The sequence below is a fragment of the Litoribrevibacter euphylliae genome, from assembly GCF_042646085.1.
In the GTDB taxonomy this organism is placed as follows: Bacteria; Pseudomonadota; Gammaproteobacteria; order Pseudomonadales; family Litoribrevibacteraceae; genus Litoribrevibacter; species Litoribrevibacter euphylliae.
In genome coordinates this window covers 1,093,509-1,111,331 of the sequence record NZ_JBHRSZ010000004.1, presented here as the reverse complement: position 1 = coordinate 1,111,331, position 17,823 = coordinate 1,093,509, and the positions used below count along the sequence as shown (strand labels likewise).

The window sequence follows — 17,823 nt, the reverse complement described above, 5'->3', positions numbered from 1 at the left end:
AAGTTAAGTCTCGAAAAAGGAGTAAATAATGTCTATCAGTGAATTCATGACCCATAAGCATCGAGAGTGTGATCAGCTATTTTCAGATGCAGAAAACTCGGTTGTTTCCGGAAATTGGTCAGATGCAGGTCATAAATGGCACCTTTTTAAAGCAGATTTAGAAGATCACCTGAACATGGAAGAAAACGTTTTGTTCCCTCAGTTCGAAGAAGCAACGGGGATGACGCAAGGTCCAACCATGGTGATGAGAATGGAGCATCAACAAATGCGCTCTATTTGCTCGAAATTGGAAGTTGCTTTGAAAGGTCAGGACAAAGAGTCGTTTCTTGGGTTGTCTGAGTCATTAATGATCTTTATTCAGCAGCACAACATGAAAGAGGAACAAATGCTTTATCCAATGGCTGATCGCGCTTTGGTAGCAGCGGATCAAGTTATTGCAGATATGGAATCGTCGGCGTGTGCTTAAATCTCACGTGTTAAAAGAAATCAGAAGGTTTTCTGAAAATACGCACTGGGTCGCATTGGATGTCCGTACACTGGAACCACCTGAGCCAATGCAGAAGATTTTGGCTGCACTTTCCGTTCTCAAAGCAGGAGAAGTGTTGAAAGTCAGCCATCGACGAGAGCCATTTCCTCTTTACCATCAATTGCCGGATCTGGGGTTTCAGTTTTCTACCGAACGAGTAGAAGATGGGCTCTTTGAAATTTGTATTTGGCATAAATCTTCTCATCCCCAAGGATTAGGGGCGAAAAAATCAGGGAAGGGCGAATGAATCTTTCAGGTTTGTTTCTTGACAATATTCCGCAGTTTAGGACTCCCATGCGGTTCTTTATGACGGCGCCAATTTTTGGCCTTATGGGAGCATGCGCTTTTATTTTGCCTGATCTTTGGTTAAGTCGATGGCAACCGGACTTAATCGCATTAACTCATTTATATGCATTGGGCTTCATCCTGATGATCATGTGTGGTGCACTAACACAGGTACTTCCTGTTCTTAGTGGGAAAGGGTTTCCCATGGTGGATACATCGGCTACCGGATTTCATGTCCTTCTAACCTTGGGCATAGTGCTGTTTCCTCTTAACTTTCTTTCGCCTTCCAGATTTGTTGTGCTTCTCACCACCTGCTTAATAGCGATACCTCTCTTCGCAATGGCATCCGCTATTATTTTTGTATTGCTGAAGTCTAAGTCCAACGATTCCATTCTATCCATAAAATTTGCGGTGACTTGCCTGATATTTACGGTGTTGTCAGGGCTATGGCAGCTTGGTAGTTACCACTGGTTGGAGGCATCAGTTCTTGGGAAGCTTCTCACCAATATTCATTTATCATTTGGTTTGCTCGGTTGGGTAACATTGATGATTATCGGTGTTAGCTTTCAGGTCATTCCCATGTTTCATGTGACCCCCGAATACCCTCGTTTAATTCGAAAGGGATTGCCTGTTTTCCATTTCTTAGCGCTATTAATGTTGGCCAGTGGTCTGGTTCAACAAAGCTCTATTGTCGGGCAGGTTATGACATGGAGTGCCTTGGGTTTGTTACATATCAGTTTGATAGGCTACGCCTTAGCGGGACTGTGGTTGTTGAATCAGCGCAGGCGAAAAGTCTCCGATAATACCGTTAATTTCTGGCGATTAGGGCTGGGTATGCTGATCTGCGCAGTGGTGATATTTGATGTCTCACTTTTAATAGATCATGCCTTAACCGCTCAGATTCAAATGTTAGCGATGTTGGTGCTTATTTTCGGGTTTGTGGTGAGCATTATTCTGGGAATGTTATTGAAAATAATCCCGTTCTTGGCGTTTTTACATCTACAACAAATGTCGATGAAATCCATGGAGACATTGGGCTTGATGCCGTCAATGAGTGATATGTTGGCGTCGTGGCCGGGACGTCGTTTGTTCCAGCTCTATTGTGTGACGTTAGTTTTCTTATTGATGGCACCTTTTGTTGAGCTGAGCTCGAATGTTGCGGGTCTGTTACTGGGGGGTGTCTGTGTTTTCTTAATTCTCATTGGTATCAAAGTGTGGAAGCGATACCTAGCCAAAGAAAAGGAAATGATGTCAGTTCAATCAGTGGCAAATGGACACGTCTAAGTTATTCTCAATATAAGGGCTAAAACCATTGTTTTTAGCCAGTGAAAGTCGAACAGGTCGTTGTATGACAGTTCTAAAAGCGCAATTAGGTGATATTACTGAACTGAATGTAAATGCCATTGTGAATGCTGCAAATGAATCTTTGCTCGGCGGTGGCGGAGTAGACGGGGCAATTCATCGAGCAGCAGGCCCCGGTCTATTATCTGAATGTCGGGCTTTAAATGGTTGTACTACTGGCCAAGCCAAAATCACTCAGGGATACAAATTACCTGCCAATCATGTGATTCATACCGTTGGTCCAGTATGGCATGGTGGAAATTGCGGGGAGGCTGAACTACTAGCTTCATGCTACCAAGAGTCACTAAAACTAGCTGCTCGTTATCAGGTAAAGACAATCGCTTTTCCGTGTATCAGCACAGGTATTTATGGTTACCCTGCCAATCAGGCCGTTGAGGTCGCCATCAGAAGCGTTAAAGATTTTCTTAACGATCAACCGCATCAAATGGATGAAGTCATCTTTTGTTGTTTTTCTGAAAACGACTACCAGATTTACCTCTCCGCCTTAACCACTTAAAACACAAAACTAAAGTGTGCTGATATTGCCTTTCATATGAACTTTGTTGTTAGCTTCATTACGCACTTCAAACAGCATACCTGTGTCATATTCGTTGTAATGAAGAAGCACTCGAGACGGGAGGAAGATAGGTTGTTTGAATTCAGTGGTGATCTTTAATGCATGCGTTTTTAGTAAGGGTTCCAGCGCAGCTAACGTACGTGCTTTGGTCCACATGCCGTGGATGATGGCTTGTTTAAAGCCAAACGCTTTTGCAGACCACCTATATAAATGAATCGGATTGGAATCCCCGGATGCTTTGGCGTACTTTCGGCCTGTGTTTTCTTTTACGTCCCAGAATTCAGAATAACGGAAAGGTTCAAGTGGCTGAGGTGTATACGAACCGGCTTTCTTAGGTGTCGATTTAAAGCGATAAAGGTTTGTGCTGACCGACTCCCAAACACGTTCTCCCTTGCACGTAATTCGAGTTGTTAGGTCGAACTCAATACCTTTGTCAGTATCTCGTGCTTCAGAAATGGAAACCTGGAAGTCGAGCGTGTCTGTCAACGAAATACTGCGGTAACTTTGAATCTGATTCCTCACATGAACCAAGCCCAATAATGGAATAGGGAAGTTGGCATTTGCCATTAGCTCTAGTTGTAGATTGAACGCTAAAACGTGAGGGTAAGTGACAGGGACTGTTTGATTGTCAAAGTAGAACTCACAAACGTCAGAATATTCTTTTACCTTGTTACGATTTAAATTGACGCTACCAAGCTCAACAGAAAGATGAGGTATTTGGTCAGCCGATGTCGCTTTAGTTTTCTTCGGAAGAATAGCTTTACGATACAACTGAAGAATGGACGGCATCTGCTTTAGTTGCTGAGGTTGGCATGTTGTGGCAGTGAATATATGTGACATATCGTGTACTTTTCTCGCTCAATGATCTGCCCATCTTATAAAGAGATCAAAACGGAAAAATTGGCTATACGAGCATGCAGTGATGTCATCTGAGTCAATACAGGCTTGTAGAGTTTTCTGTGAACCATTACATTGTAGACCACCAGTTACGGGTCTATTGAAAGGTTCACTCTGTCTCTGTTACCAATTACCTACACAAGCAAAACTGAACAGGATGTTTTTATTATGGCTGAATTGAGAGATGCAGGGATTTTGATGCGCCTCATGAATAAGGCCATGATCAATATGGGCGTTGATGTCGCAACCATCTATCAACGCTGCGGTATTCAACCCGAGTTGCTTCAAGAACAAGATTTACGAACGCCTCATCAAGCGAATCTGATCTTTTGGAATGTGGCCGAGTCTGTCACTCAAGATCCGAATGTGGGGCTTCATTTTGGCGAACACATGCCAGTGTTCCGAGGTCAGGTGTTGGAATATCTCTTCTTAAGTAGCCCAACCTTTGGTGAAGGGCTTAAACGTTCATTGAGCTATCAGCGTTTATTGACCGATGCCGCTCAGGCTACCTTAGAGTTAAGTGACGACTTGGCGTGTTTAGTGACCGATACACAGCTGGCCGAAACACGACAACTGCGACATTTTAACGATTGTTCTGCGGTTGGTTTAATCAAGTTCTTTCGCTATGTGACAGAAGACGCCTTTCGTCCATCGAAGCTTTCGTTCAGCTTCGAAGCGCCGGAGGATTTAACAGAATACCAGCGGATCTTTGAATGCCCGGTAGACTTCTCGCAACCGAGTAACCGAATCTATTTCAAAAAAGAATTACTGGATCTTCCATCTTTTCATGCTGAATCCGAGCTGCTGCAACTTCACGAGCAGTTAGCAGATCAGCACGTTGCTAAGCTTGAACAACAGGATGTTGTGCATGAAGTTCGAAAGATCATTGGTGAGTCATTAGAAACCAGTCAAGTAACCTTAGAATCGGTGGCTGAACGCATGTCGTTGAGTGCTCGTCAGTTGCGATCTGCATTGTCTCATGCCGATACCAGTTTCAATCAATTATTAGCGGATTATCGTTGTCGCTTTGCCAAGCGCTTATTGGTGTGTACGGACGAATCCATTGATGAGATTGTGTATCTGACAGGCTTTTCTGAACCCAGTACGTTTTATCGAGCATTTAAACGCTGGACTGGCTTAACGCCTGTTGAGTACCGCAAACAAAAAACCGGAGTTAGAGCATAACTCCGGCTTTCAAACTCGTTCTGCTTTTGTCTTATCGTTAAGCACCAATCAGACACTGACCGCAGACACGTAATACATTTCCTGAAATACCTTTCGATTCCGGCGAAGCAAAGAAGGCAATGGTTTCAGCAACGTCCACTGGCTTACCGCCTTGGCTTAATGAATTCATGCGGCGGCCAACTTCTCGTGTCATGAATGGAATCGCATCCGTCATGGCCGTTTCAATAAAACCTGGGGCAACCGCGTTGATGGTAATGTTCTTCTTGGCTAATGGTTTTGCCATGAATTCAACATAGCCAATGACTCCTGCTTTGGAGGCAGCATAATTTGATTGGCCTACTTGCCCGGCGATACCGTTCATTGAGGAAACACAAATAATACGACCATCTTCATTGATCACGTTATTTTCCAGAAGGTGATCGTTGATTTCTTCCTCTGCTGTTAGGTTAATGCTTAGCGTCATATCCCAAAAATGTTCAGGCATGTTCGCCAACATTTTGTCTCGGGTGACTCCAGCATTATGAACAATAATGTCTAAACCTGTTTCTGCCACGGCATCTGCAATCAGCTGGGGCGTTTCTTTGGCTGTAATATCAGCAACAATAGCCTCACCGCCGATTTGGTTCGCAACCAGTTCAAGATCTTCTTGAGTCGCTGCAATATCAAGTACAAATACTTTTGCACCATCTCTCGCTAAGGTTTCAGCAATGGCTTCACCAATGCCTCGAGAGCCACCAGTAACCAGTGCGGTTTTACCCTCGAGAGGAAGGCGCCAGTCGATAACAGGCAGTTCAACTTTGTTTTTGGCTGGGCCAGGTTTGGCAACCGTTATTGCTTGGCCGTTTACATAGGCGGATTTTGCCGAGAGGAAGAATTCAAAGGCAGGTTTAGCTAGGTGTTCAGCGCCTTTGTCGACGTAAATCACTTGCGAGGTAGCCCCTTTCTTACCAATCTCTTTCGACAGTGAGCGGCTGAAGCCTTCCAGTGCTCTCATTGCGGCAGCTTGTTCCCCTGAACTGGATGCCATATGTGGACGACCAAAAATAATGATTCGACCATTGTGCTTGATGTTTCGCATCACTGGGCTAAAGAAGGCATAAAGATGCTTTAACTCTTTAGTGTTTTGGAGACCCGTTGCGTCAAATACCAAAGCATCAAAGGTTTCACTGACAGCGCCTTTCTCACATTGAATCTGTAATGGGTTGATTCCAAAGTTTTCGCAATGCTTGATTATTGAAGAGGCCGTTTTACCGTTGGCAGGTAACATGACTTTCGCTTCCGCATGGCTGAGAGACTGAAGCGATGGCTCTAACATTTGACTGCCTTCAACACTACCGATCAACAGATCACCCTTAAAGAAGACTGCTTGACCCTGATGACGGTTAAGGTCGACAGGAGTCGGTAATCCGACCGACTTTAAAATTTTTCTTCCGGCATCGTTTTGCAGCATTTTTTGGTAGAAGTCGCCCATGATGTTTTCCTAACAATTGATAAGTCTGTAACGTAAAGGTGAAAGACCTTGATGTATGAAGAGACGATTAAATCAAGGTTATAGACGCTATTGGAGCATAAGCTCTGATTAAATGAATTGACCCAGCTTTCCTTTCATTACGTCGTTTGAGCCAATGAGTCATTGGCATAAATTCTTAAACTACTCTTCGTTAGGCTACATGGCCTCTATGTATGTCTGAATAGACCATGGAGTGGCGCGAAAAGCGCTGATAAGCTAACTCTCGGTATGAATTTACCTTAATACGTTGGTTCTTATGGCTTGTCATAACATTTGTTAATGTTTCGCTCGTAATATGATTTAAGGTAGCCCGATTGTTGTTTTTACACGTTAATTTACAAGGTACTGTCTATGACTCAGCAAGTTAAAAAAGTTGCCATTATTGGTGGATCACGAATTCCATTTGCTCGATCAAATACGGCATATTCTCATTCGTCCAATCAGGAAATGTTGACAGCGGCTCTTAATGGAGTGGTAAACAAGTTCAATCTTCAAGGTGAGCGTCTGGGAGAGGTGGTTGCTGGTTCGGTTATCAAACACAGCCGTGATTTTAATCTAACTCGTGAGTCTGTTTTGAGCACAGCGTTAAACGCAGATACTCCTTGTACTGACATTCAACAGGCTTGTGGTACTGGCCTTCAAGCAACAATGCAGGTTGCCAATAAGATTGCTCTTGGTCAGATTGAAGCAGGCATTGCCGGCGGTACGGATACCACGTCTGATGCGCCAATTGGAGTGTCTGAAGGTCTACGTAAGATTCTTTTGGATTTGAATCGCGCGAAAACCAACATGGATAAACTGAAGGTTGCCTCTCGTATTCGTCCTAAGCATTTAATGCCTTTGATCCCATCAAACGGTGAGCCCCGTACAAAAATGTCGATGGGGGAGCATTGTGAGATCACAGTAAAAGAGTGGGGCACAAGTCGCGAAGCTCAAGATGAAATTGCATTCAACTCTCATAGAAATTTAGCCAAAGCCTATGACCAAGGTTTCTTTGATGACCTAGTCGTTCCATTTAAAGGCTTGGACAAAGACAATATTATGCGCCCTGAGGTTTCTTTGGAAAAGTTGGCGAGCTTAAAGCCTGCGTTCGATAAGAAAAGTGGCAAAGGTACGTTAACAGCGGGGAACAGTTCTGCTCTGACTGACGGTGCCTCTGCGGTATTGCTGGCATCTGAAGAGTGGGCCAAAGAGCGTAATTTACCTGTTCAGGCATACTTAACTTTCTATGAAACAGCGGCAGTGGATTTCATTGGTAAAGATCATGACTACAAAGAAGGTCTACTAATGGCGCCTACCTACGCTATTGCTAATATGTTGGATCGCGCAGGATTAACCCTTCAAGACTTCGATTTCTATGAAATTCACGAAGCCTTTGCAGGCGTGGTTTTAACAACATTAGCAGCGCTTGATGATGAGGAGTTCTGTAAAACCCGTATGGGCCGTGACAAGAAATACGGCACCATTGATCGGTCGAAATTGAATGTGAATGGTAGTTCGATCGCTGTGGGGCATCCGTTTGCTGCAACTGGCGGACGCATCATTGCAACACTTGCAAAAATGCTTGAGCAAAAAGGCTCTGGCCGTGGTTTGATCTCTATTTGTGCTGCGGGTGGTCAAGGTGTAACAGCAATTCTTGAACGTCCATAACAAACGTTCATCAATATTCGGGGGTACTGTGGTTGCCCTCGAGTATTCTTTAAACTTAGCTCTTCTTTTCACCTGTTGATCTCCATCCTCCCAGCAGTGCATCCCTTGCGGAATGCTGGTTCTAAGCCTTTTTTCTGAGCCTGTAGTTTATTTTTTGATCTCTGTCAGATTTTTGTAATTTCTTTGTTTTGATGATTATGAATTAGTGTGTTCAGTCTAATTTCACTTGTTACGTTGTTATCAGATTCAGGGGGCGTAGGAACGCGCATAACCCCTTAGTGAGATTTAACATTTTCTTCTCTGTAACGTTAAAAGGTGGACACTGCTATGACTAAACTAAAAGACATCCAAACTAAAGTTGAAACTTCAATCGAGCAAAGCATCAACAAGATCGAAGAGTATTACTCAAGCATTTCTGGTAAAACATTCGACTATGTTGGCAGCATCGAAGAAAAAGCCAAATCGATTACAACTGACGATGTTCGTGTTAAGCACAACGAAAAAGTAGCGACTGCATTTGAGAACGTCCGTGATCTAAACAAAAGCGCGAGCGAATTCATTAACAAGCTTCTTGCTAAACTTCAGAAAGACGTTGATGACGTTGTTGAAGAAGTAAAAGAAGCGGTTGAAGAAGCAGCAGAAGACGTTAAAGAAATTGCTGACGAAGTTAAAGAAGCAGTAGCGTCTGAAGAGAAAGAAGAAGCGGAAGTTAAGAAGCCGGCAGCAAAGAAACCAGCAGCTCGTCGTACTCGTAAAAAAGCCGAAGCTTAATTTTATACGGTAAGACATTCTCCCTGTTTTTTCGTACTTTTTAGCACAGTAAGCACTAAAGAGCGCCAACCCTTGGGTTAGGCGCTCTTTTTTTGGTTAAATGAACGCCTCTACTGAATGAAGATCATTGAAGTTTATGCATCCAACTAAAGAACGTTTATTTTATATACACGATCCAATGTGCTCTTGGTGTTGGGGGTTTATGCCTACTTGGACGCGTTTGAAAGAGCAGGTGAAAGACCAAGGGATTAAAGTCGTGAATGTATTAGGTGGTTTAGCGCCAGATTCTGATCAGCCTATGCCGATAGATATGCAACACCAAATTCAGAGGCATTGGTATCGGATTAATGAACTTCTAGGAACAAAATTCAATTTTGATTTTTGGCTGAATAATGAACCTCGTCGCTCCACATATCCCGCCTGTCGAGCCGTTTTAGCAGCACGAACCTTGGATCAAAAACATGGTTTATCTGAATCATTCCTGAATAACGCATCACTTGAAGAGTTGATGATTGAAGCGATTCAAAAAGCTTACTATTTAAGAGCAATGAACCCGTCTGATAATTCTGTTCTGATGCTGATCTTTGATGAATTAGCTCTTTCATTGGGTCTGCCGTCTGATTGCATTTCTGAGTATTTATCTATTCTTCGAGATCACTCAACGCATAGGGTGTTGCTTGAAGAAATTGAATTTGGACGGTCATTAACGAGTAGCGGCTTTCCATCTTTGGTTTTTCAGACAGAATCAAAGTATTATGCCGTTCCGCTCGATTACAAAAACGCTCAAACCATGTTGGATCACATTCATGCCTGTACTGCTCTTTAAATTAAACGGTGTCTCAGATGAAGAGGCCGATGACGTAAGATCACTGTTGGATCAGCATAATATTGACTTCTATGAAACAACTGCGGGCAGATGGGGCGTGTCTATGCCGGGAATATGGTTGCCTGATAATAGTCAATATACTGAAGCGGCTGAGTTACTCGACAATTATCAGGCTAAACGTGAAGAGCGCTTTGCTCAGGATCATCAGCAATTGATGAACCAGAGTATTGCATCTTCGCTGTGGGCTAACTTCTGGAGGAAGCCCGTTAAGTTCCTTCTGGCAATTGTTGCTGTCGTATTTGTTTTGGGATTAACCTTTTACCCGTTTATTGATCTCTTTGTGAACGAATGAATGATTCGTTTGAGCTGCTATTTCTGCGACTGAGCGCTATCGATCCATTCTTGAATTTCTTCAGTCAAATAGAGTTGCTCTTTCAGGTCTTGTAGCCATTCGTTGTCTTTGACGTTTGCAATCAGTTGATCAATGAGTAACACCGACATGACCTGAATGGCGGGTTCAGGGCTCCACGCAGAAGTATTTAAACATCGCCAGTGATCCGCATTGAGTGTTTTAGGCTTCTCAATTTGCCCTCGGCAGGTATCGCAAATAAATATGCAATGAAAAAGTTCGGCTTCTTTGGGTACAGGTGGCACCTCAAAAACAGTCAGTCTAGTCCCGCTAGCGTCACATAGCTCACAGTGAGATCCTGAACGGCGAACCAAGTCTTTCCCAAAATAGGACAGACTCTCACTTCGGTGCTTGTGCTTCTCTAAACCTTTCGACATGATAGTCCCTCTAAAAATTTCCACTAAGGCTAACAAAAAGGATTCTGATTTCAATGACTCGATTCAATGATTGGCGAGATCAAGTCTTTGATATTATTTATAAAACGGATAGCAAGGCAGGTAAAGCCTTTGATGTCTTGTTGATTTTATCAATTCTCCTCAGTGTCGGAGCAGTGATGCTCGACAGTATAGAACGCATCAATCTCAGACACGGCTATTGGTTATCTGGAGTAGAGTGGTTCTTTACTGTTCTATTCACCGTTGAATATGTTACCCGAATCTGGGTAAACCCTAGACCATTTAAGTACATTTTCAGCTTTTATGGCCTTGTTGATTTACTTTCAATTGTTCCGACCTATTTAGCGCTTATGATTCCTGGCACTAATGAATTCCTGGTGATTCGTATTCTTCGAGTACTTAGAATCTTCCGGGTGCTTAGGCTTTCAACCTATATTCATCAGGCCAACTTTTTACTATCCGCGTTAAATGCCAGTCGACAAAAGATCACTGTTTTCCTCTTCTTTGTGGTGACCTTGGCCACTATTTTTGGCTCTGTAATGTATGTTATCGAGGGGCCTGAAAATGGCTTCTCAAGTATTCCTAAAAGCATTTACTGGGCCATCGTAACCTTAACCACAGTGGGGTATGGCGATATTTCACCTCATACCGCGGTTGGGCAGGCCATTGCATCGGTAGTGATGATTATGGGTTACAGTATTATAGCCGTGCCTACCGGCATCTTTACTGCGGAATTGGCCAATACGTTAAGAGGTGAGACGGCATTAGAGGTCAAATGCGCAGGATGTGGCTTGCGAGACCATAGGGTCGGCGCTCGATACTGTTATGATTGTGGCGCTAAACTTTAGGATAGGGGCTTAGGGCTTTATGTTAGAACACATTGCGAATATTTATACATCGACTTTGGTTTCCACATTAACAGGTTGGAAAGGCACGTCTGGATCTCGTAAAACAGAATTACCTGAACAAGAGATACTACTTTTTGACCGTGAGTTGTGTTCTGAGTGCAGAACGGTTCGTCAAGGAGTCACCGAGTTAAACCTTGATGTGATGATTTACCCGTGCCCAGAAGAAGGCACGCGATTTAAAGGCATGTTGGAAGAGCTTTCTGGTTCAACCCAATTACCCTTCATCTTTGATAAGAACACAGGCAAAAAGTTAATTGGTAAGGAAGCCATTCTGGAATATTTATTTTCTGAATACGGTCAAAAGGACGTACCTGCTAAATACACGTCTCAGACGTTTAATGGTATTTTTGAGCCTTTGGTTGAGGTTTCAATTGAAACCTTGCGTTTAAATAAAGGCAAGAAAGCTAAGCCATCTAAAGAGCCGGAACAGCCTTTGACCTTATACAGTTTTGAATCCAGCCCGTTTTCAAGGCCTGTTCGTGAAAAACTTTGTGAGTTGGAATTACCTTATAAATTGATCAACTTAGGTAAGCAGCAGCGCGCAGATATTGGCCCGGCTGGGATGCGACTTCATACTGGCCCCTATAAACCAGTAAAAGGTTCAAAACGTGAAGCGTTTTTGAGTAAATACAATGAAGTGATGGTGCCTTTCCTAATCGATCCCAATACTCAGACAGAGTTGTTTCATTCCAAAAAGATTCTTTCGTATCTGAATCGGGAATACGCGACTAAATAATCAGCGTTGCTGATCCAACTATGCGTCAAACAGGGCTTCCTTATTTCTTACACATTGTGCGCTCAGCGTGAAAGGATTGAGGAAGTTCATATTAGTTTTCTAGGAAACGTGAGCTTTTGTGATAAGTTTTAAATAAATCTCATGGCTAGACTTCATTCGATGTACCACTTTAAAACCCTAAGAACGCGCTTGTTAGTCGTCTTTACTGGATTCTCAGTGATTCTTATCACCGTGTTTTTAGCGTTCAATGTGTACTCTTTTTATCAAGGCCTGCTTCAATACGTTAAAGAAAAAGAAGTGACCGCAGTAGAGAAGGTCGCCGAATTGATGACAGTCCGAGTTTCCCGTCAGGAAATTGTTCTACGGCGAATCACTCCTCGCGATTGGAACGAAGCCATTAAGGATTCATTGTTATCCGTTGGTGATGAGGAAGAAAGGAATGAGATACTCCGTCAGGAACAAAGGTTGCGTGCCTACGAATCTTCTCGGAGGAATATCCCTTCCCGAGTTCCTCCACCGCCTGCAAGTCTATCGAAACTCATTGCGTTGGTAGATCTGGATAAACGCCCGGTGTTTGGTGATATATGGTCTGGAGAGGGCGTTTCATATTTTCCTATCTACAAAGAGGATAAACTCACGGCCTATGTAGCCTATAAACCTTCAAAGTCTTTGTTCGCAAAACAAGAAAAAGAGTTTATTCAACATCAAGTGGTTGGGTATTTAGTTATCTCTGCGATTGCCTTGGTCAGCTGTTTGTTCATTGCTTGGTGGTTGGCCAACCGAATATCTCACCCGGTCATGTTAGTTGCTAATGGCGCACGAAAACTCTCAGCTGGAAAATACGGCATTAATGTCGAGCTTAGTGAGTCTGAGTCCAAGCTTAAGGATGAAATTGGTCAGCTTGTAAAGGACTTTAACTATCTATCAAAAGTCCTTGAAAAAAATGAAGAATCTCGTCTTAACTGGAGTTCGGATATCGCGCATGAGCTAAGAACGCCGGTGGCTGTGTTGAAAGGTGAAATTGAAGCCATTACCGATGGTGTAAGACCTCTGAATATGAACTCGGTAGACAGCCTCAAAGAAGAAGTCGAAATGCTTGAGAAGATGATTTCTGACTTGCGGCTACTTACTTTATCGGATGCCGGTGCGCTGGATTATCAAATGGAATCGGTTGATTTGAACTCAGTAATTCGTCAAACCGTCGTGGCCATGGAACCTTTGTTTAAGAAAGCAGGCTTATCCCTCAAATACAATTTACGAGGGAAGCCCAGAGTTATACATGGTGACCGAGCTCGCATAAAGCAGTTAATTAACAACTTACTCTCCAACAGTTTGAAGTATACTGATGCTCCTTCAGATGTGGTTGTTTCGTTGAACAGTCAAAGTAATGTTCAAACATTTATGATTGAAGACGGGGCTCCGGGCGTACCAACTGAGTCGTTATCGCTTTTATTTGATCGACTCTACCGGGTTGATAAAAGTCGAAGCCGAAGTACTGGCGGGTCTGGATTAGGCATGGCGATCTGCAAGAATATTGCAGAAGCTCATGATGCCACTATTTGTTGTAGTCATTCGAATTTAGGCGGATTGAAAGTTTCCATAGCTTTCAAAAATTAAGTTTATTCTCTATTTGAGTATGAACAGTGGAAAGAAGATGTCAGGTCAAAAGAAACTAATTTACATTGTTGAAGACGAGGTGAAGTTGGCTCGCCTTTTAGAAGATTATTTAATGGCCGCAGGCTATCAGGCTCAGTCCTTTTATGATGGAGCGCTGGCCTTCGACGCAATTAAACAGCGTACACCTGATTTGATCTTATTAGACTTGATGTTGCCGGGTATGGATGGCATTGAGATCGCTAGGCAAACCCGAACCTTCTCTGATGTGCCCATTATTATGGTCACGGCAAAAGTAGAAGAGGTGGATCGTTTACTTGGGCTTGAAATTGGGGCGGATGATTATGTGTGTAAGCCGTTTAGCCCTAAAGAGATTGTGGCTCGTGCAAAAGCCTTGTTCCGACGTCTTGATATGATCAATGTTCCGCAAGTACCTACAGCGAAGGACATGATTATGGTGGACGAAAGTAAGATGCTGGTGTCTATTGACGGACAAACGCTAGATCTAACCACACTTGAGTTTCAAATGTTTCATGTGATGTATCAGGAACCTGGTCGAATCTACAGTCGTCAGCAATTGATGGACACCATTTATAACGACCATCGTGTAGTAAGTGATAGAACTATTGATAGTCATGTCAAAAAATTAAGAAAGAAACTGTCTTCTGCTTACGATGGCGACCACTTGATTCAGTCGGTGTATGGGGCTGGCTATAAATATGAGCCGCCAGCAAATTAAGCGTTTTTTTAACTTCTTGAGCATTAACGATATGGAGTCTCTTTTATGAACTTTCGAAAACTTCTACCACTTGTTTTAATCGGGTTCATTTTACCAACGTCGGTCATAGCCAATCAGCCCGGCTATGGCAGAGAAGGGGGTCGCCAAAATCAAGAAGGGCCAAAAGGCCCGCTGAGACCTGATCAGCTGGAAAGCGAGTTAAACCTAACTTATGATCAGCGAGATCAATTTCATCGGGTGATGCGAGCCCAAATGGAAAAGATTCACGCCTTTGTTGAAAAAGCTCAAGCTGAATCACGAGATAAGTTGTCTTCTGTACTTACAGCAGAGCAGCTAGAAAAATACGATCAATTATTGGAAGAAAACAAAAGCGGTCGTCCTTCGAATAAAGACCCAAGACGAAATAGAGACTCGTCAAGTAAGGGCAGTTCAGAGCAAAGACAATTCCGCTTTGCTGATTAACTTAACGCCTCTTTAGCGTTCCTCCTAGTTCAATGGTTTTCACTTCTTGCATTAGATCTATTTCACGTTGGTTCAGGACTTTCTGAACCAACTGTTCAATTCTTAGCGGCTCAGGTATCATTCGCGCTTTCCTGGCCCTGGCGTCTATTCTTTCTATTCTGATTCATCTTAAGGTCTCCGCATGCACATGTATAAGCTCGTAGTTAGTTGCCCTCCTGGGGTTGAAAGTCTGTTGTTGGATGAGCTTCAGACACTCATTGGTGTTACAGCCAAAGAGTCTCCGCGAGCGGTGCATCTCGAAGCGAGTTTAGAGCAGGCATATACTATTTGCCTTTGGTCTCGATTGGCCAGCCGAGTTTTGTTGCAAATCGCCGAAGGGGATGCTGTTAACGGTGATGATGTATATAAAGTGGCGACGAGTGTTCGTTGGCAGGATCACTTTTCTGCTTCTAATACCTTCCGTATCGATTTTATGGGCACCAATCGCTCGATCACCAATACTCAATTCGGTGCTTTAAGAGTCAAAGATGCGATTGTTGATGCATTCACTCAAATCGGTGGTCAGAGACCTTCTGTTGATAAAGAAGATCCGGATATTCGTGTTCACGCCTTCTTTAAAAAAGGGCGTGTTCAGGTCTTTCTGAATATCTCAGGTGAGAGCTTACATTTAAGAGGCTATCGTCCGGCTGCTGGCTTGGCTCCTATGAAAGAGAATCTCGCTGCAGCGGTGCTTATGCGAGCTGGGTGGCACAAGCCTGACGCTGAGTTTGATCAATTGGTTGATCCTATGTGCGGTAGCGGTACTTTACTGATTGAAGCCGCAATGATGAAAGCTAATGTTGCTCCAGGCTTAACCAGAAGACGCTTTGCGTTTGAATACTGGAAGGAACACGATGCTAAGCTGTGGCAAGCAATGCTTAAAGAAGCACGCCAGCAACGTGCAGACGGTGTTAAAACACTTGAACGCATGTATTTCGGATCGGATCAAGACGCTCGCGTAGTTAAGAAGGCCAAAGAAAATGCACAGCGTGCGGGCGTAGGTGAATACATTCAGTTTGCGGAAAGATCGTTCCAGGACGTTGACCCCGTGGCTTGTGAACATGGTTTAGTTGTGACCAATCCACCTTACGGTGAGCGTTTGGAAGAAAAGCACGACGTTGCCATTTTATATAGAGAATTAGGACACGCTTTCCTGGCTCATTTTGAAGGTTATCAGGCGGCTATTTATGCCGGTAATTGGGAATTGGCCAAAGGCCTACCTTGGGTTCCGTTCAAACAATATAAGCTGCAGAATGGAACGATCGACACTCGATTGCTGTTATTTAAACTAGAGCGAGAGAAGGCCATCAAAGGTCTGATTAAAGAAAACGGAGAGCTGTCTGAAGGCGCTGAAATGCTTGCCAACAGAATTCGCAAAAACTTGAAGCGCCTAAAACCGTGGCTAAAACAAGCTAATGTCTCTTGTTATCGAGTCTACGATGCGGATCTGCCTGAATACTCTGCTGCAATTGATTATTACGAAGGCCAGATTCATGTTCAGGAGTATGCGCCGCCAAAGACCGTGCCTATTCATAAGTCACAGCAACGTTTGGCTGAAATTCTGGATGCGGTCTCAGACGTCTTTGACGTAGAGCGAAGCAGCATCGCGTTAAAGCAACGTGCCAAACAGTCGGGTAAGAATCAGTACGAACGTATGGATTCTAAAGATGGCTATTTTGAAGTCACAGAAGATCAGGCCACACTGAAAGTTAATCTAACGGATTATTTGGATACCGGTTTGTTTTTAGATCACAGACCTATTCGAAAATGGATTGCTAAGCAGTCGGAAGGCAAGCGAGTCTTGAACCTGTTTTGCTATACCGGCGTTGCGTCAGTTCAGGCGGCGCTGGGTGGTGCTAAGTCGGTAACCAGTGTTGATATGTCATCAACCTATCTTAATTGGGCGTCTGATAACTTCCAGTTGAATGACTTAAACGGTAATCACTATCAGTTTATTCGAGATAACTGTGTTGAATGGTTGAAGAACACTTCTGGTGAGTTCGACATTATTTTCATGGACCCGCCAAGCTTTTCTAACTCCAAGAAAATGGAAGGCGTGCTTGATATCCAGAGAGATCATGTTTCATTGATTCAGGACGCGATGAAGTTATTGAGCCCGGAAGGAATTCTTGTTTTTTCCAATAACTTACGTAGCTTTAAGTTGAATGAAGACGAGCTTCAGGATGTCGCGATTAGAGATGTCACTCTGAAGACAATTCCAAAAGATTTCGAGCGACGCAAAAACATCCATTCATGCTGGTTTATTTGCCATTCATCTGCTGTACAAAAAAAATACAAAATATAGTTAAAGTTGCTAAAGCGTCGACCGATAAGAGAGTAAGGTTGGTCTAATTTTAATTTAGGTGGATATCCTCATGGTTGGCTTCAGCACTAATTTTACAGGCGCGTTAGATGCTTATCAGTCAGTATTCGGTGGGCAAGCAAAATCAGATAAACTTCCCCAAACTGCATCTGAGCAGGCGGGGGAAGCAGTAGATAAACCCAAAAAAGTATCTTTATCTTCACCTGGTGACTTATTAAGCCGTATTGTAGGCAATAAGCTTGCAAATGTTGGTTTTGAAAAACCACAGGAAACGGAATCTGCTACCGGTTTTTTCGATATCGATCAGGTTGTTGATACGGTTGCAGGTTTTGTCGAAGGCTTTATCGAGCGTGAACGCTCAGCAGGCGCTTCCGAAGAACGTATTCAAGAGCTTGCAAATGCCGCGCGCCAAGGTGTTGAGCAAGGTTTTGGTGAGGCAAGAGATATTATTTCTGATGCCGGTATAATGACGGACGAATTGGCTGAAGATATAGATACATCCGAAGCTCGTATTTATGATCGTATTGATCAGGTTGTTGCGCCACAAGATGATTCAGACGATGTGCCAGCTGAAACTGAGGCGCCTCGTAATGACTTATTTAGACCTGAAAACTTAGTGTCGGCTTCAGG

The 17,823-nt window shown here is 43.4% G+C and carries 19 protein-coding genes; 16 read left to right on the top strand and 3 right to left on the bottom strand.

The window, feature by feature from the left end:
- Nucleotides 1-28: 28 nt before the first annotated feature.
- The 4 genes from ACFOEK_RS12665 to ACFOEK_RS12650 all read left to right on the top strand — a co-directional run bounded on the left by ACFOEK_RS12665 (nucleotide 29) and on the right by ACFOEK_RS12650 (nucleotide 2,669).
- Nucleotides 29-466, top strand: coding sequence for a hemerythrin domain-containing protein (locus ACFOEK_RS12665; protein ID WP_386721462.1), 438 nt, complete (start codon nucleotides 29-31; stop codon nucleotides 464-466).
- On the top strand, nucleotides 459-773 hold the full coding sequence (locus tag ACFOEK_RS12660; RefSeq protein WP_386721460.1) for a DUF2249 domain-containing protein: 315 nt from the start codon (nucleotides 459-461) through the stop codon (nucleotides 771-773). The genes ACFOEK_RS12665 and ACFOEK_RS12660 overlap by 8 nt, the downstream gene beginning before the upstream one ends.
- Nucleotides 774-832: 59 nt before the next feature.
- Nucleotides 833-2,095: a hypothetical protein gene (locus ACFOEK_RS12655; RefSeq protein ID WP_386721458.1), complete on the top strand. Its 1,263-nt coding sequence runs from the start codon at nucleotides 833-835 to the stop codon at nucleotides 2,093-2,095.
- Between the two features lie 64 nt (nucleotides 2,096-2,159).
- The gene (locus ACFOEK_RS12650) at nucleotides 2,160-2,669 is read left to right on the top strand and encodes an O-acetyl-ADP-ribose deacetylase (RefSeq protein ID WP_386721456.1); all 510 of its coding nucleotides are present in this window, start codon (nucleotides 2,160-2,162) and stop codon (nucleotides 2,667-2,669) included.
- Nucleotides 2,670-2,678: 9 nt separating this feature from the next.
- Here the strand turns inward: ACFOEK_RS12650 and ACFOEK_RS12645 are convergent, their stop codons facing one another.
- Nucleotides 2,679-3,569, bottom strand: coding sequence for a MaoC family dehydratase (locus tag ACFOEK_RS12645; protein ID WP_386721454.1), 891 nt, complete (start codon nucleotides 3,567-3,569; stop codon nucleotides 2,679-2,681).
- Between the two features lie 225 nt (nucleotides 3,570-3,794).
- Between ACFOEK_RS12645 and ACFOEK_RS12640 the strand changes: the two genes are divergently transcribed.
- Nucleotides 3,795-4,811: an AraC family transcriptional regulator gene (locus tag ACFOEK_RS12640; RefSeq protein WP_386721452.1), complete on the top strand. Its 1,017-nt coding sequence runs from the start codon at nucleotides 3,795-3,797 to the stop codon at nucleotides 4,809-4,811.
- A gap of 37 nt (nucleotides 4,812-4,848) precedes the next feature.
- Here ACFOEK_RS12640 and ACFOEK_RS12635 read toward each other — a convergent pair whose 3' ends face one another.
- Nucleotides 4,849-6,282, bottom strand: coding sequence for a 3-oxoacyl-ACP reductase (locus ACFOEK_RS12635; protein ID WP_386721450.1), 1,434 nt, complete (start codon nucleotides 6,280-6,282; stop codon nucleotides 4,849-4,851).
- A 390-nt stretch (nucleotides 6,283-6,672) separates the two neighbouring features.
- Here ACFOEK_RS12635 and ACFOEK_RS12630 point away from each other — a divergent pair, with 390 nt between their 5' ends.
- From ACFOEK_RS12630 to ACFOEK_RS12615, 4 genes are all read left to right on the top strand, one after another.
- Complete coding sequence (locus ACFOEK_RS12630; RefSeq protein ID WP_386721448.1) at nucleotides 6,673-7,971, top strand: acetyl-CoA C-acetyltransferase; 1,299 nt, start codon at nucleotides 6,673-6,675, stop codon at nucleotides 7,969-7,971.
- A 327-nt stretch (nucleotides 7,972-8,298) separates the two neighbouring features.
- Nucleotides 8,299-8,742: a hypothetical protein gene (locus ACFOEK_RS12625; protein WP_386721446.1), complete on the top strand. Its 444-nt coding sequence runs from the start codon at nucleotides 8,299-8,301 to the stop codon at nucleotides 8,740-8,742.
- Nucleotides 8,743-8,944: 202 nt separating this feature from the next.
- Complete coding sequence (locus ACFOEK_RS12620; RefSeq protein WP_386721444.1) at nucleotides 8,945-9,568, top strand: DsbA family protein; 624 nt, start codon at nucleotides 8,945-8,947, stop codon at nucleotides 9,566-9,568.
- Nucleotides 9,549-9,920, top strand: a complete 372-nt coding sequence (locus ACFOEK_RS12615; RefSeq protein ID WP_386721442.1) for a DUF6164 family protein — start codon at nucleotides 9,549-9,551, stop codon at nucleotides 9,918-9,920. The genes ACFOEK_RS12620 and ACFOEK_RS12615 overlap by 20 nt, the downstream gene beginning before the upstream one ends.
- A 17-nt stretch (nucleotides 9,921-9,937) precedes the next feature.
- Here ACFOEK_RS12615 and ACFOEK_RS12610 read toward each other — a convergent pair whose 3' ends face one another.
- On the bottom strand, nucleotides 9,938-10,354 hold the full coding sequence (locus tag ACFOEK_RS12610) for a phnA protein (protein ID WP_386721440.1): 417 nt from the start codon (nucleotides 10,352-10,354) through the stop codon (nucleotides 9,938-9,940).
- A gap of 53 nt (nucleotides 10,355-10,407) precedes the next feature.
- Here ACFOEK_RS12610 and ACFOEK_RS12605 point away from each other — a divergent pair, with 53 nt between their 5' ends.
- The 7 genes from ACFOEK_RS12605 to ACFOEK_RS12575 form a co-directional block, all read left to right on the top strand.
- Nucleotides 10,408-11,220, top strand: a complete 813-nt coding sequence (locus ACFOEK_RS12605) for an ion transporter (protein WP_386721438.1) — start codon at nucleotides 10,408-10,410, stop codon at nucleotides 11,218-11,220.
- 19 nt (nucleotides 11,221-11,239) lie between these two features.
- Entirely contained in the window at nucleotides 11,240-12,016 is a 777-nt protein-coding gene (locus tag ACFOEK_RS12600; protein WP_386721436.1) for a glutathione S-transferase N-terminal domain-containing protein, read from the top strand.
- A gap of 141 nt (nucleotides 12,017-12,157) precedes the next feature.
- Complete coding sequence (locus ACFOEK_RS12595) at nucleotides 12,158-13,633, top strand: ATP-binding protein (protein ID WP_386721434.1); 1,476 nt, start codon at nucleotides 12,158-12,160, stop codon at nucleotides 13,631-13,633.
- Between the two features lie 37 nt (nucleotides 13,634-13,670).
- On the top strand, nucleotides 13,671-14,369 hold the full coding sequence (locus ACFOEK_RS12590) for a response regulator (RefSeq protein WP_386721432.1): 699 nt from the start codon (nucleotides 13,671-13,673) through the stop codon (nucleotides 14,367-14,369).
- Nucleotides 14,370-14,414: 45 nt separating this feature from the next.
- Nucleotides 14,415-14,831, top strand: coding sequence for a hypothetical protein (locus tag ACFOEK_RS12585; RefSeq protein WP_386721430.1), 417 nt, complete (start codon nucleotides 14,415-14,417; stop codon nucleotides 14,829-14,831).
- A 181-nt stretch (nucleotides 14,832-15,012) separates the two neighbouring features.
- Nucleotides 15,013-17,175: a bifunctional 23S rRNA (guanine(2069)-N(7))-methyltransferase RlmK/23S rRNA (guanine(2445)-N(2))-methyltransferase RlmL gene (rlmKL, locus tag ACFOEK_RS12580; RefSeq protein WP_386721428.1), complete on the top strand. Its 2,163-nt coding sequence runs from the start codon at nucleotides 15,013-15,015 to the stop codon at nucleotides 17,173-17,175.
- 70 nt (nucleotides 17,176-17,245) lie between these two features.
- Nucleotides 17,246-17,823, top strand: a 578-nt coding sequence (locus ACFOEK_RS12575; protein ID WP_386721426.1) for a DUF5610 domain-containing protein, incomplete at its 3' end; no start/stop codon positions are given.

Bases quoted from the DNA above. Each gene is read 5' to 3' on its own strand.
- ACFOEK_RS12665 (WP_386721462.1), top strand. From the start codon at position 29: ATGTCTATCAGTGAATTCATGACCCATAAGCATCGAGAGTGTGATCAG.
- ACFOEK_RS12655 (WP_386721458.1), top strand. From the start codon at position 833: ATGACGGCGCCAATTTTTGGCCTTATGGGAGCATGCGCTTTTATTTTG.
- ACFOEK_RS12650 (WP_386721456.1), top strand. From the start codon at position 2,160: ATGACAGTTCTAAAAGCGCAATTAGGTGATATTACTGAACTGAATGTA.
- ACFOEK_RS12645 (WP_386721454.1), bottom strand. From the start codon at position 3,569: ATGTCACATATATTCACTGCCACAACATGCCAACCTCAGCAACTAAAG.
- ACFOEK_RS12640 (WP_386721452.1), top strand. From the start codon at position 3,795: ATGGCTGAATTGAGAGATGCAGGGATTTTGATGCGCCTCATGAATAAG.
- ACFOEK_RS12635 (WP_386721450.1), bottom strand. From the start codon at position 6,282: ATGGGCGACTTCTACCAAAAAATGCTGCAAAACGATGCCGGAAGAAAA.
- ACFOEK_RS12630 (WP_386721448.1), top strand. From the start codon at position 6,673: ATGACTCAGCAAGTTAAAAAAGTTGCCATTATTGGTGGATCACGAATT.
- ACFOEK_RS12625 (WP_386721446.1), top strand. From the start codon at position 8,299: ATGACTAAACTAAAAGACATCCAAACTAAAGTTGAAACTTCAATCGAG.
- ACFOEK_RS12620 (WP_386721444.1), top strand. From the start codon at position 8,945: ATGCCTACTTGGACGCGTTTGAAAGAGCAGGTGAAAGACCAAGGGATT.
- ACFOEK_RS12615 (WP_386721442.1), top strand. From the start codon at position 9,549: ATGCCTGTACTGCTCTTTAAATTAAACGGTGTCTCAGATGAAGAGGCC.
- ACFOEK_RS12610 (WP_386721440.1), bottom strand. From the start codon at position 10,354: ATGTCGAAAGGTTTAGAGAAGCACAAGCACCGAAGTGAGAGTCTGTCC.
- ACFOEK_RS12605 (WP_386721438.1), top strand. From the start codon at position 10,408: ATGACTCGATTCAATGATTGGCGAGATCAAGTCTTTGATATTATTTAT.
- ACFOEK_RS12600 (WP_386721436.1), top strand. From the start codon at position 11,240: ATGTTAGAACACATTGCGAATATTTATACATCGACTTTGGTTTCCACA.
- ACFOEK_RS12595 (WP_386721434.1), top strand. From the start codon at position 12,158: ATGGCTAGACTTCATTCGATGTACCACTTTAAAACCCTAAGAACGCGC.
- ACFOEK_RS12590 (WP_386721432.1), top strand. From the start codon at position 13,671: ATGTCAGGTCAAAAGAAACTAATTTACATTGTTGAAGACGAGGTGAAG.
- ACFOEK_RS12585 (WP_386721430.1), top strand. From the start codon at position 14,415: ATGAACTTTCGAAAACTTCTACCACTTGTTTTAATCGGGTTCATTTTA.
- rlmKL (WP_386721428.1), top strand. From the start codon at position 15,013: ATGCACATGTATAAGCTCGTAGTTAGTTGCCCTCCTGGGGTTGAAAGT.